Genomic DNA, 12,619 nt, shown 5'->3' on the forward strand with positions numbered 1-12,619 from the left:
GGGAGAAGCCCACCGGTCACGAGGACGACTGGTGGCGGCAGTTGTACGACGACTCCACCGAGGACACGGGACCCGCGCCCGTGGCCGATTCCCTCGACGACCGGTTCGCGTCGGCGTCCGGGACGCTCGGTGACGGACTCGACCCGGGCCCCGGATCGACGCCGGACGCCCGGCCGGCGCCGGAGCGCGGCCGGTCCGACGCCTGGCCCCCGTCGGCACGCGGCCCGCTGCCCGACGCCCGGCGCGCGCCGGGGCGGGGGTCCGTGCCGGACGCGCCGCGCGGACCGGAGCGGAGGACCGCGTCGGACGTGCCGCCCGGGTCGGAGCGGAGGTCAGGTTCGGATCTGCCGCCCGGACCTGAGCCGAGGCCCCTGTCGGGTGAGGGGCGGCCCGGGTCGGAGCGGAGGTCCGGTTCGGATCTGCCGCCCGGACCTGAGCCGAGGCCCCTGTCGGGTGAGGGGCGGTCCGGGTCGGAGTCGAGGGCGCCGTCGGGTGACGGGAGGTCCGGGGTGGATCCGAGGGCCGGGGCCGAGCCGGCGGCCGGTCCTCGGCGCGGGGCCGATCGCGGGCCCGGCGCACCCGGGTTCGACGGTCCGCCGCGCCCCGAGCGGCCTCCCAACCCGCCCGAGGCCGCTTCTCCCGAGCCGGGAACGCAACCGCCCCCGCAGCCGACGCGGCCCCCCGCCGGTTCGGGCCCGCGTCACGGCGCGGCGGCCGTCGACCGGCCCGCCGGTGGCCCGGCCGACGGGACGCCGTCGGACGAGCCGGGGTCCCGGCCGGGCCGCTGGGAACGGGGCCCGCTGCCGGGGCCCGGCACCGACGTGGGCCCGCCCGGCCGCGAAGCGCCTCCCTCGGAACCCACGTCCTGGGAGCCCACCCCGTGGGAGCCCACGCCCTGGGAGCCGCCGTCCTGGGAGCTCCCGCCCTCCGGCCCGGCCCCGGACGCCCCCTCGGCCCAGCCGTCCTCCGCCCCGGCTCCGGCCGCCCCCCGGGCTCTGCCGCCCGGCCCGAGGCCGCCCGGGTTCACCGCGCAGGAGCCCGGTCAGCAGCCGGGCCCGGACGCGTCCCGGGACATCCGGGGCGGCACGGCCGCCGCCCCTCCCGCCGACCGGGTGCCCGCGTCGAGGCCCCCCTCGGACGCCCCGCCGAAGCCCGCTTCGGCCCCCGCAGGACCCACGAGCGGCGGGCCCGCAGGACCGATGAGCGGCGGGCCCGCCGGATCCCCGGGGTCCGCCCCCGCCGTGCCCCCCGTACCGAGAGGCGCCGTGCCCCCCGTACCCCCGGGCCCCGTGCCCCCCGTACCCCCGGCGGAAGCCCTGCCCAGTACCACCGGCGGCTTTCGTACGCCTCCGTCCGCGGCGGTCCCCGAGGAACCGTCCGCGGACGGGCCCCGGGAGTCGGTCCTCTCCGTCGTCGAGCCGCCGCCGCCCGCGGGCCACGTCGGCTCGGGGCCGCCCACCTACCACCCCGAACCGACCGCGCTCCCCTCCGTCGAACCCGACGAACTCGGCGACCTGGTCGCCGACACCGTGCTGGACGGCGCGCGGTACGGCACGAGCACCCTGCGGGCCGCGTCCGTGCGCGGCGACTCCGCGCGCTACCGGGGCGAACCGCGCCGGGACGCGCTGCTCACCGCCCGGTTCGGAACGGGCGAGGGAGCGCTCGTCCTGGTGGCGATGGCGACCGGCGCGCGCGCCACCTCGGGAGCCCACCGGGCCGCGGCGGAGGCCTGCCGCTGGATCGGAGAGGCCGTCGGGCGCAGCCACGAACGGCTCTCGGACGACATCAGGGCCGCCCGGCGCGGCGAGCTGAAGTCGGGACTGCACCGGCTCACCGACCGCAGTCTCGGCAAGCTGCGGGCGAGCGCGGCCGAGCAGGGCGTCGAGCCCGAGGAGTACACCGCAGGACTGCGCTGTCTGCTGCTGCCGGCCGACCCCCAGTGCCGTACCCGGGTCTTCTTCGGTGTCGGCGCGGGCGGTCTGTTCCGGCTGCGGGACGGCGAGTGGCAGGACATCGAACCGCGGGTCGCCGACACGATCGGCGAGGCCGTCGTGGGCTTCGGATCGCCGCCCCACGAGACTCCCGAGGGCGACCGGCTCACCATGGACCTGGGCATCACGACGCCACCCAGCCCGTACGAACCCGCGCCCAGGCCCTCGCACGCGCCCTTCCGGTTCCGTGCCTCCGTGGCCCGCCCGGGTGACACGCTCCTGCTGTGCACGGGCGGCCTCGCGGAGCCCCTGCGCGGTGAACCCGAGCTGTCCGACTATCTGACGACCCGGTGGTCGGCGGAGGAGCCGCCCGGTCTCGCCACCTTCCTGGCGGACGCCTCGGTGCGGGTCAAGGGGTACGCCGACGACCGGACGGCCGCCGCCGTGTGGGAGGCGTAACCGCGCCGCGTGTGAATTCATGGATCCGAGGGCCGAGCCGGGGAACGAGGGGACCCGGGCGCCCGAGGGCTCCGAGGATCACGAAGAGGTGTGTGCGGCATGGCCAAGCAGAACGTCGCCGAGCAGTTCGTCGACATCCTCGTGCGCGCGGGGGTCAAGCGGCTGTACGGAGTCGTGGGCGACAGCCTCAACCCGGTCGTGGACGCGATCCGGCGCGAGGCGGCCATCGACTGGATCCAGGTCCGTCACGAGGAGACGGCCGCGTTCGCCGCGGGCGCCGAGGCGCAGATCACGGGCGGGCTCGCGGCCTGCGCGGGCTCCTGCGGTCCGGGAAACCTCCACCTGATCAACGGACTGTACGACGCGCACCGCTCCATGGCCCCGGTGCTGGCCCTCGCCTCGCAGATCCCCTCCGGCGAGATCGGCCTCGGCTACTTCCAGGAGACCCATCCCGACCAGCTCTTCCGCGAATGCAGCCACTACAGCGAACTCATCTCCAGCCCGAAGCAGATGCCGAGGGTGCTCCAGACCGCCATCCAGCACGCGGTGGGGCAGTCCGGTGTCAGCGTGGTCTCGCTGCCCGGCGACATCGCCTCCGCGCCCGCTCCGGACAAGCCGGTCGAGACCGCCCTCGTGACCTCCCGGCCCACCGTCCGGCCGGGCGACGCCGAGATCGACAGGCTCGTCGCGATGATCGACGAGGCGGAGAAGGTCACCCTGTTCTGCGGCAGCGGCACGGCGGGCGCGCACGCCGAGGTCATGCAGTTCGCCGAGAAGATCAAGTCCCCCGTGGGACACGCGCTGCGCGGCAAGGAGTGGATCCAGTACGACAATCCCTTCGACGTCGGCATGAGCGGGCTCCTCGGCTACGGCGCCGCCTACGAGGCGACCCACGAGTGCGACCTGCTCATCCTGCTGGGCACCGACTTCCCGTACAACGCCTTCCTGCCCGACGACGTCAAGATCGTGCAGGTCGACGTGCGGCCGGAGAACCTGGGGCGCCGGTCGAAGCTGGATCTGGCCGTGTGGGGAGACGTGCGCGAGACACTGCGCTGCCTGATCCCGAGGGTGCGGCCCAAGGGGAACAGGCGCTTTCTCGACAAAATGCTGAAGAAACACGCGGACGCCCTCGAAGGGGTCGTCAAGGCGTACACCCGCAAGGTCGACCGGCACGTCCCGATCCACCCCGAGTACGTCGCCTCCGTGCTCGACGAACTCGCCGACGAGAACGCGGTGTTCACGGTCGACACCGGAATGTGCAACGTCTGGGCGGCGCGCTACATCTCGCCCAACGGCAGCCGCAGGGTGATCGGTTCGTTCTCCCACGGGTCCATGGCGAACGCGCTGCCCATGGCGATCGGCGCCCAGTTCACCGACCGGAAGCGTCAGGTCGTGTCGATGTCCGGCGACGGCGGATTCTCCATGCTGATGGGCGACTTCCTCACCCTGGTGCAGTACGACCTGCCGGTGAAGGTCGTCCTCTTCAACAACTCCTCCTTGAGCATGGTCGAGTTGGAGATGCTGGTCGCCGGTCTGCCCTCCTACGGCACCACCAACAAGAACCCCGACTTCGCGGCGGTGGCCCGCGCCTGCGGGGCGTTCGGCGTCAGGGTCGAGAAGCCGAAGCATCTCGCCGGTGCGCTCAAGGACGCGTTCCGGCACAAGGGTCCGGCCCTGGTCGACGTCGTCACCGACCCGAACGCGCTCTCCATCCCGCCGAAGATCAGCGCGGACATGGTGACGGGCTTCGCGCTCTCGGCGTCGAAGATCGTGCTGGACGGCGGCGTCGGCCGGATGGTGCAGATGGCCCGCTCCAACCTGCGCAACGTGCCCCGTCCGTAGGGTCCCCCGCTCAACGGTCAGGGCGGGCGCGGACCGGTCAGCCGGAGGTCCGGGCCCAGCCGCCGTTCGTGTACCAGTAGCGCGGCAGGCCCTTGATCCCGGTCGTGCGGAACGGGCGGCCGTGGTCGTCGATCCGCACCGTGCCGGTGCGCCCCTGCGAGGACCAGTCGAGCTCCAGGAACCAGCGGCAGTCGCAGCCCTCGGTCTGCGCGTCGATCGTCAGCACCTCGGGGTCCGCCGCGGACACCCGGTAGGGCAGGTGCCTCGCCGGGGTCGTCCCGCCCTCCAGGCTCGCGACCGGGCGGGCGATCGGCCGGTTCCGGTCCAGATCGACCTTGAACGTGCCGGGGGCGAGGTCGCCGCCGCAGCCCTGGCCCGTGAAGTAGTCCGTGCCCTTCAACGGGGCCGAACGGCCGACGACACGGACCCGCAGCGCCTCCAGCACGACGGCCGTGTCCGTCCGCCCCTGCACGGTGACGTCCATGAGCGTCTGGGCGCCGTGCACCGCGTTCTGGGTCCGCGCCCAGGGCGCGGCGTCCTGGGGCGCGGGGGGCGGTGGTACCTCCGAGGGCGCCTTGTCGATGACGTAGTCGTGGTCGCAACCGGTCGCCCAGAGCTGGGAGTCCACGGTCCAGGCGATGGGGGTGACCCCGGAGCCGGCTGCGGGGGAGGGGCTCGTGGACGGGCCGGGTGAGACCTCGCCGCTCGCGGACGCGCCCGGCGCCGGGGTGCCCGACCCGCGACCGTGCGGAACGGAGGGAGACGCGGAGGGGCTCGCGGAGCCGCGCCGGGCGCCGGGCCCCCTCGCCGTCGGCGTGCCGGACACCCGGTCGCCCGCCTCGCCCGTGTGCGCCGCGTCGGCCGTGGAGCGCCCGGGCGGCAGCGCGGACAGAGCGCCCAGGGTGGCGAGCAGCGCGCTCACGACCGCGGCGGCGACCGCGACGCGGCGCCTGTACCAGGGTGCGCGCGAACCGTGGGGCCGCTCGGAGGCCGAGCCGGGGGCCCCCTCCGTGGCCAACTCCCCCGGGGTGGAGGCGAGGCCGGTGTCCGACGGGTCTTCGGGCGCGTTCCGCCCGGTCTGCGGCGACGGGTCTTCGGACGGGTCCTGTCCGGTCCGGAGCGAGGGGCCGTCGGACGGGTCCTGTCCGGTCCGCCGGGGCAGGGCGGCGGACGGGTCGGGCCGGTCCGGTGGGGCGGGCTCGGTGGCCGGAGTGGTCCGGGACCTCTGGCGGGCCGCCACCGCGAGGATCCACAGCCGGTGCAGTTCGACCCGTTCGGCCGGGCTCGCTCCGCACAGCGCGGCGAACCGTTCCACGGGCGCGAACCCGAGCGGCACCGCCTCCCCCGAGCAATACCGGTGCAGCGTCGAGGCGTTCATGTTCAGGCGGCGGGCGAGCGCGGCGTAGCTGCGGTCGGAGTTCTCCTTCAACCGCCGCAGCAGCGCCGCGAATTCCTCGACATCGTCCTCGGATGGCACCGGCTTCCCCCGCTTCCCGTCCCAGGACGGCATCCCAGGCACTCCCCATAAGGAGAGGTCGGAGGGCCTGGGACGGTTCCACCGTTGCGGATGAGGCGCCGTTCGTTGTGGCCGGACCGGCAGGCCGCCGATGCTCCTGGTGTTGCCGAAAGCCGGCGGCGCGACGCCACCGCGTCTCATCGAAATCGGGGAAACACACGCATGAACAGCAACACGACCGCCCGCAAGCACGTCCGCCGCTCCGCGATCGTCGCCGGCCTCGTCGCCGCCGTGGCGCTGCCGCTCGGGCTCACCGCGTCGGCCGAGGCGACCCCGGCGGGGACGGTCGCGGCCTCCGCCGCGCAGGGCACGGTCACCGGCAGGCTGTCGGACAACGTGACCCTGGTCGCCGACTTCTACGGCGCCTACATCGACGCCCACGGCGACTCGCCCAGTGGCAGGCTGTCGAAGGAACTCCGCACGTTCTACGTCCAGTCCGGCTACCTCCGTCAGCTGACGGCGTGGGAGGACCGCAACCACGCGGACGGCGTCCTGCGCGCCCAGAACATCCCGGCGAAGTGGACCGTCAAGGACCTGGGCGCCGCAGGACACTCGAAGATCGGCGTCACCCTGACCTGGGGCGGCGGCCGGACCACCCGGCTCGTGGTCGGCCTGGACCGCAACCACAAGATCGTCCGCATCGACGGCAACTGAGCGGGCGCCCCGTCCCCAGGGCGGACACGCCCTAGCGGGCGGGTCGCAGTCGCAGGGTCAAGATCTGGAACGGCCGCAGCTCGATCTCCGGCGGAGCCTCGTGCAGCGGCCGTTCCAGCAGGTCGGTCACCTCGGCCCGGGAGACCGGGAATCCGGCGGTCACCCTCACGCGGGCCCGACCGCCCCGTGACTCGTACAGCCGCACCACCACATCGCCGCCGCGGTCCTCCGCGAGCTTGACCGACTCGACGGTGACCGCGGGGTCGTCGACGCTCACCAGGGGGTCGAGCGCCGGCACCGCGGCCCGCCGCAGCGGCAGGTTGAGTGCCAGCCCCTCCGCCACGGCGTCCCCCACGCCGGCCCCGGGCAGCAGCGCGTAGGTGAACCCGTGCGTGCCGAGGTCGGTCTCCGGGTCCGGGCTGTGCGGGGCGCGCAGCAGGGTCAGCCGTACGGTGGTGCCGAGGCCGTCGGCGTGCGGCGTGCGGGTCACGTCGTGGCCGTACGTCGAGTCGTTGAGCACCGCGACGCCGTACGACTCCTCGGCGACCCGCAGCCAGCGGTGGGCGCAGATCTCGAAACGGGCCGCGTCCCAGCCGGTGTTGGCGTGGGTGGGACGGTGGACGTGCCCGAACTGGATCTCGGCCGCGGACCGTTCGGCCTGCACGTCCAGCGGGAAGGCGGCCTTGAGGACCTTCTCCGACTCCCGCCAGTCGACCTCGGTCACGATGTCCACCCGGCGGCTCGCGGCCGTCAGCCGGATCTCCTGGACGATCCGGGAGGAGCCGAAGACCCGGGTGACGCGCACGGCGGCCCGCAGCGGCCCGCTCTCCACCAGCTCCACGGACTCGGCCTCCGTCAGGTCCGTGTGCGTGCGCCGGTAGTGCCGGTCGATGTCCCAGGCGTCCCAGGCGTTGGGATGGTCGGGATGGAGCTGGAGCAGATTGGCGGGACCGCACAGCACCTCCCGGCCGTGCGCGAGGTCCCGTACGGAGGTCAGCAGCCCGTCGGCGTCGATCCGTACCCGCAGCCGGTCGTTCTCCAGGACCACGGCGCCGTCGCTCTCCTCGGCCCGTACGGTGGCCGCCGGCCCGGTGGTCAGGGCGGCGGCGCCCAGCCCCGGAACCGTCACGAGTGCGTCCCCTGCCACCTCGGTCCGTTCGTAGGGCGAGGCGTTGAGCACCGCGGCCGGGCCGGACCCCAGGGCCCGTACCGCGTCGGCGGTGATCTCCTCCAGTTCCGCGAGCACCCCGGCGTACGTCTCGCGTGCCTCGCGGTGCACCCAGGCGATGGAGGAGCCGGGCAGGATGTCGTGGAACTGGTGCAGCAGCACGGTCTTCCAGAGCCGGTCGAGCGCGTCGTACGGGTAGCCGTACGACGGATCGCGCACGGCGGCGGTGGCGCACCACAACTCGGCCTCGCGCAGAGCGTGTTCGCTGCGGCGGTTGCCCTGCTTGGTCTTGGCCTGGGTCGTGTAGGTGGCCCGGTGCAGCTCCAGGTACAGCTCGCCCGACCACACCGGAGCCCGGGTCCCGTACTCCTCCTCGGCGGCGGCGAAGAACGCCTCCGGCCGCTCGATCCGGACCGTGGGCGAACCCTCCAGGGAGCGCAGCCGGCGTGCCTTCTCCAGCATCTCCCGGGTCGGGCCGCCTCCTCCGTCGCCCCAGCCGAACGGGGCGAGCGAGCGGGTGGCCAGGCCCTTCTCCGCGAAGTTGCGTTCCGCGTGGGCGAGTTCACGTCCGTGGAACTGGGAGTTGTAGGTGTCCATGGGCGGGAAGTGGGTGAAGACCCGGGTGCCGTCGATGCCCTCCCACCAGAAGGTGTGGTGGGGCATCCTGTTGGTCTGGTTCCAGCTCAGCTTCTGGGTGAGGAACCAGCGGACGCCGGCGAGCTTCGCCAGCTGCGGGAACGCGGCCGTGTAGCCGAAGGAGTCGGGCAGCCAGATCTCCTCGGTCTCGACGCCCAGTTCCTCGCGGAAGAACCGCTTGCCGTGCACGATCTGCCGGGCCAGCGCCTCGCCGCCGGGCATGTTGGCGTCGGACTCCACCCACATCGAGCCCACCGGAGCCCAGTTGCCCTGCTCCACCGCCTTCTTGATGCGCTCCCAGATGTGCGGCTGGTGTTCCTTGACCCAGGCGTACTGCTGGGCCTGGGAGCAGGCGAAGACGAGTTCCGGATAGTCGAGGGCGAGCGCCGTGACGTTGGCGAAGGTGCGGGAGGCCTTGCGGACCGTCTCGCGCAGCGGCCACAGCCACGCCGAGTCGATGTGCGCGTGTCCGGTCGCCGAGACGCGGTGCGCGCTGGCCGAAGCGGGCCGGGACAGCGTCTCCGCCAGCTCGGCCCGTGCCGCCGCGGCCGTGCCGGACACGTCGTGCAGATCGAGGGCGTCGAGCATGTTCTCCAGGGCGCGCAGGATCTCGTGCCGACGCGGACGCTGCGGATCCAGCTCGTACATCAGCTCCGAGAGGACCTCGATGTCGAGGACCAGATGCCACACGTCCTCGTCGAGTACGGCGAGATCGGCAGACGCGAATCGGTAGATCGGCCCATCGCCCGCGGTCAGCACGTCTCCCAGGCGTGTGGGCTCGAAGCCGTGCAGGACGGCGGGGTTCGCCGCCGCCTCCAGGAGCAGGGCGATCTCCTCGCCGCCGCTCGCCGGGGCGCCGACCGTCAGATGGCGGTTGCGCGGGTGGATGCCCTTGAGGGGGACGCCCGCGGTGTCGTACAGCAGCCCCTCGGCCTGGAAGCCGGGGCCGTCCCCGGTGAACCCGGGATCGATCACCACCTCCACCGGACGGCCCGCCCACGCCCCGGGCACCCGCCCCTCGATCCGGAACCAGCTCGTCGACCAGGGCTTTCCCCACAGGGTGCCGGTGGTGAAGGGCTCGTAGGAGACATGGAGGGCCCGTGCGACGGGCACCGGCTCGCCCGGCACGTGCCATACGGAGAGGGTGAGCGGCACCCGCTCCCGGTACTGCGCGGGGCGCAGGAACTGCCGCAGGGCACGCTCCAGCCGGGCCTCCACCAGCGAACGGTCGTCGTGCACGGCGGCTCCTCGGCGCTCGGACGGCTCTGTCGGATCCTTCACTTCCCCGCGCGGCCGTCGCGCACCCGTGGACGTACGGCAGCCGGTCGATGATTCGGCATGACTGTCACGATCCAGAAGAGGGCATGGATCCCGTGAACGTGTTCGAGCAGAGGGGACCGACATCGGCACGCAGGCGGGGGTCATGAAACGGCAGGCACCAGGAGGTGGTCCCATGACCAAGGGGGCCTTCTCCACCGATCCAGTGGAGGAAGCGTCCGAGGGGGCGATGCGGGGACCGGACGGCGCGCAGCTCAGGCGCCGGCTGGGCAAGGCGGATCTGAGAGCGGTGTCCGAGGCGCGCAGGGCGCTGAGGGAGCACTTACGGCACTGGGGGAAACCGGGCCGGGCCGAGACGGCGGAGCTCTTGACCAGCGAGCTCGTCACCAACGCGCTGATCCACACGGATGACGACGCCGTCCTGACGGCGACCATCGGACCGGGCGGACTGCGTGTGGAGGTCCGGGACTTCGTGGGGCGCAGGCCCAGACTGTGCGTACCGAACGCCGACGACGGTACGCACGGCAGGGGTCTCGTCCTCGTCCAGTCCCTGGCCGACGCGTGGGGCGTACGGTCCCACGGCGTGGGCAAGGCGGTGTGGTTCGAACTGAACGGCGACGCGGTGCAGTGACACCACGTCGCCGCTGCCGCGTCCGGGCCCGTCCGGAGCACCGGACGGCCGTCAGGACCGACGCCCGAGACAGAAACCGAGACCGACGCCGGCCCCCGGAGCGGGCGGCGGCGTCGGTCTCGGTCTCGGTCTCGGGCGTCGGCTCAGCCGAACTGCTGCTCCAGATCCTTGAGCTTGCGCTCCAGCGAGTCGAGGCGGGGCAGTGCCATCGTGTCGTCCTCCGTGGTGAGGTCGACGGTGATCGGCTCAGTGCTCTTGCGTACGGGGGTGAGGGAGGGCCGCGATCGCACGGGCAGCTGCTCCGCGGTGGATATGGCAGGCTCCGTGGAGGCCCCGGCGGGCGCGCGCTCCACGGTCGTGGTCTCCAGTTCCCGGGCGGCGCCCCGCCCGGGGAAGCCGCGGTGACCACGGCTGAGCGCCTTGAGGTGCGCCCGCTCGACCCGCTCCTCGTTGCGGCGGCGCAGCCGGGTCTGCTCCTTCTGGCGCCGGTCCTCGCGCACCTCGTCCACGGCCTCGTCCAGGGACCGGACGTTCTCCAGGAGCATCAGCGACCACGCGCTGTACGTCTCACGGGGAGCACGCAGCCAGCGGACTATACGGATCTGCGGCAGGGGACGCGGCACCAGACCCTGCTCGCGCAGGGCGGCCCGGCGGGTCTGCTTCAGGGCCCGGTCGAACAGGACGGCCGCCGACAGGGACATGCCCGCGAAGAACTGGGGAGCCCCGGCGTGGTCCACGCCCCGGGGCGCGTGCACCCAGTTGAACCAGGCCGCGGCACCGGCGAAGGTCCACACGAGTATGCGGGAGCCGAGGGCCGCGTCACCGTGGCTGGCCTCGCGCACGGCGAGGACGGAACAGAACATCGCCGCGCCGTCCAGGCCGAACGGGACGAGGTACTCCCAGCCGTCGGAGAGGCCGAGGTTCTGCTGGCCGAAGCCGACCAGGCCGTGGAAGGAGAGTGCCGCCGCGACGGCGGCACAGCAGAACAGCAGGACGTAGGAGGCGGTGCCGTAGACGGCCTCCTTGCGCCTGCGGCGTTCCTCGGTCCGCTCCCACGAGTCGTCGCTGCTCGCGCTGTCCCCGGACCGCTTGCCGCGTGCGAGCACCGCCACCGCCGCCAGCAGGCCCAGGAGCAGAACGGCGCCCGGAAGCAGCCAGTTCAGCGATATGTCGGTCAGTCTCATCGGGGGTCCCTTGCATGGGGAGAGGGCGTAACGCCCGCCATAGTGGCCCAATCACATCGGCCCTCAGGGGGTTTCGGGGCAAGAGGCCGCCAAGGAAGTGCAAGAAGGTGCGCAGGGCGACTTTCTGCTCGAACTGCCGCGCGAGGGACGGGAGTTGAGTACGAATAAGACTACCCATACGGATGGTTCCGCGGAGAGTTCCCGTGACAAGTGAGGAATTCGTGAAGTACCTGTGATCTGCCGGGCGCGCCGCCGCTCAACTCGCCGCGGCGGCCGTCAACTTGGCGACGCGGTCCGCGTCGCAGGTGCGCGGGCAGGTGACGCAGGTGTCGGCCGGCCGCACGGTGTAGAAGAGGCAGCAGCTCACCCGGTCCCGGGTCGGCAGGGGCTCCCCGCCCGGTCCGGTCAGTTCACGGAAGGCCGCCGAGCCGACGTACGGCCGCGTCGAGCCCGGCAGCAGCAGTTCCAGCTCGCGCGTCGCGCGCCGCTCCTCGCCGAGCAGATGGGCGACGTACCAGAGACCCTCGACGATCTCGTCGGTCGCCATGCCCCACAGGGCGCGGCCGCGCCGGCGCATCCGCGGTCCGAAGCCGCCGAGGACCGGTTCCAGGTGCTCGGCCACCGCGGCCCGCACCTCCGCGCGCAGCGCCTCCTCGTCCGGTACCACCCGGGCGCCCGGCAGGACGGCGGCCGGGTCGTCCGGCAGGCAGGCGAACGTGGTGACCCGGACGGCCATCCGGCCGAGCTCGCGGTGGAATGTGACGTCCTGCACAGGCAGGCGCGGCACCCGCCGTCCGAGGAACCACGGCACCGTGATCAGCAGGCAGGCCGGCCACGCGTACCGGTGCAGTCCGAAACCGGCCACGACGTCCGGCCGCGCCCGCTCGCCGTAGTCCCTGACCACCTGGGCCTCGTCCCAGGCGAGGAAGGCGTCGAGGTCGGGTCCGCCCTCGGCGAGCCGGGCGGCGGCGGCCCAACCCGCGCCCCGCGGGGCCGCCTCCGCCGCTCCCAGCTCGGTGACACCCAGTCCGGGGAAGACCTCGCCGAGCCGCGCGTAGGCCTCCGCCACGGGCGACACGACGGCCGGCACGTCCGGGGCGGTCGTGTCGGCCGCGCTCGCCGTGGCGCGGGCGGCACCTTCGGCGGACAGGGTGGGAGTGGGCATGCGGAACCATCGCTTCACGATCGTTGGCAGGTAAGCCTTACCTTACCCCGCCGCCCGGGTGTTTGAACTGAGCCCATGTACGCCTATCGTGCTTGACGGACGGGTAACAACCGCCGCTTCCACCCTCGGCGGTGACCCGGGCACCACGGACACCG

Annotated in this window: 8 protein-coding genes; 4 read left to right on the forward strand and 4 right to left on the reverse strand. The window is 73.3% G+C overall.

The genetic code is table 11. The features are described from left to right. The first annotated feature begins 821 nt into the window (after positions 1 to 821). Together WJM95_RS25985 and WJM95_RS25990 are read left to right on the forward strand one after the other, a co-directional pair. A complete protein-coding gene (locus tag WJM95_RS25985) occupies positions 822 to 2,390 on the forward strand; it encodes a protein phosphatase 2C domain-containing protein (RefSeq protein WP_339132213.1) in 1,569 nt (522 codons plus the stop codon). 99 nt (positions 2,391 to 2,489) lie between these two features. Further along, on the forward strand, positions 2,490 to 4,232 hold the full coding sequence (locus WJM95_RS25990) for a pyruvate dehydrogenase (RefSeq protein ID WP_339132214.1): 1,743 nt from the start codon (positions 2,490 to 2,492) through the stop codon (positions 4,230 to 4,232). Between the two features lie 37 nt (positions 4,233 to 4,269). On the opposite strand, the gene WJM95_RS25995 is transcribed toward WJM95_RS25990, so the two are convergent. Beyond that, the gene (locus WJM95_RS25995) at positions 4,270 to 5,709 is read right to left on the reverse strand and encodes a helix-turn-helix domain-containing protein (RefSeq protein ID WP_339132215.1); all 1,440 of its coding nucleotides are present in this window, start codon (positions 5,707 to 5,709) and stop codon (positions 4,270 to 4,272) included. 201 nt (positions 5,710 to 5,910) lie between these two features. On the opposite strand from WJM95_RS25995, the gene WJM95_RS26000 reads away from it, so the two are divergent. After that, positions 5,911 to 6,402 carry a hypothetical protein gene (locus WJM95_RS26000; RefSeq protein WP_339132216.1) on the forward strand — a complete coding sequence of 164 codons (492 nt, stop codon included), beginning with the start codon at positions 5,911 to 5,913 and terminating at the stop codon, positions 6,400 to 6,402. Between the two features lie 31 nt (positions 6,403 to 6,433). Here WJM95_RS26000 and WJM95_RS26005 read toward each other — a convergent pair whose 3' ends face one another. Continuing rightward, positions 6,434 to 9,445 carry a glycoside hydrolase family 38 C-terminal domain-containing protein gene (locus WJM95_RS26005; protein WP_339132217.1) on the reverse strand — a complete coding sequence of 1,004 codons (3,012 nt, stop codon included), beginning with the start codon at positions 9,443 to 9,445 and terminating at the stop codon, positions 6,434 to 6,436. Between the two features lie 268 nt (positions 9,446 to 9,713). On the opposite strand from WJM95_RS26005, the gene WJM95_RS26010 reads away from it, so the two are divergent. Next, positions 9,714 to 10,115 (forward strand): ATP-binding protein, encoded by a 402-nt coding sequence (locus WJM95_RS26010; protein WP_339135846.1) that lies wholly within the window; start codon positions 9,714 to 9,716, stop codon positions 10,113 to 10,115. Between the two features lie 143 nt (positions 10,116 to 10,258). On the opposite strand, the gene WJM95_RS26015 is transcribed toward WJM95_RS26010, so the two are convergent. Continuing rightward, positions 10,259 to 11,299: a DUF2637 domain-containing protein gene (locus tag WJM95_RS26015; RefSeq protein WP_339132218.1), complete on the reverse strand. Its 1,041-nt coding sequence runs from the start codon at positions 11,297 to 11,299 to the stop codon at positions 10,259 to 10,261. A gap of 256 nt (positions 11,300 to 11,555) precedes the next feature. Then, positions 11,556 to 12,389 (reverse strand): (2Fe-2S)-binding protein, encoded by an 834-nt coding sequence (locus tag WJM95_RS26020; RefSeq protein WP_339135848.1) that lies wholly within the window; start codon positions 12,387 to 12,389, stop codon positions 11,556 to 11,558. Positions 12,390 to 12,619 lie beyond the last annotated feature (230 nt).

The organism is Streptomyces sp. f51, assembly GCF_037940415.1.
Classification (GTDB): domain Bacteria; phylum Actinomycetota; class Actinomycetes; order Streptomycetales; family Streptomycetaceae; genus Streptomyces.

Coding starts and splice junctions, on each gene's coding strand:
- WJM95_RS26010 (WP_339135846.1), top strand. CDS start 9,714: ATGCGGGGACCGGACGGCGCGCAGCTCAGGCGCCGGCTGGGCAAGGCG.
- WJM95_RS25990 (WP_339132214.1), top strand. CDS start 2,490: ATGGCCAAGCAGAACGTCGCCGAGCAGTTCGTCGACATCCTCGTGCGC.
- WJM95_RS26000 (WP_339132216.1), top strand. CDS start 5,911: ATGAACAGCAACACGACCGCCCGCAAGCACGTCCGCCGCTCCGCGATC.
- WJM95_RS26015 (WP_339132218.1), bottom strand. CDS start 11,299: ATGAGACTGACCGACATATCGCTGAACTGGCTGCTTCCGGGCGCCGTT.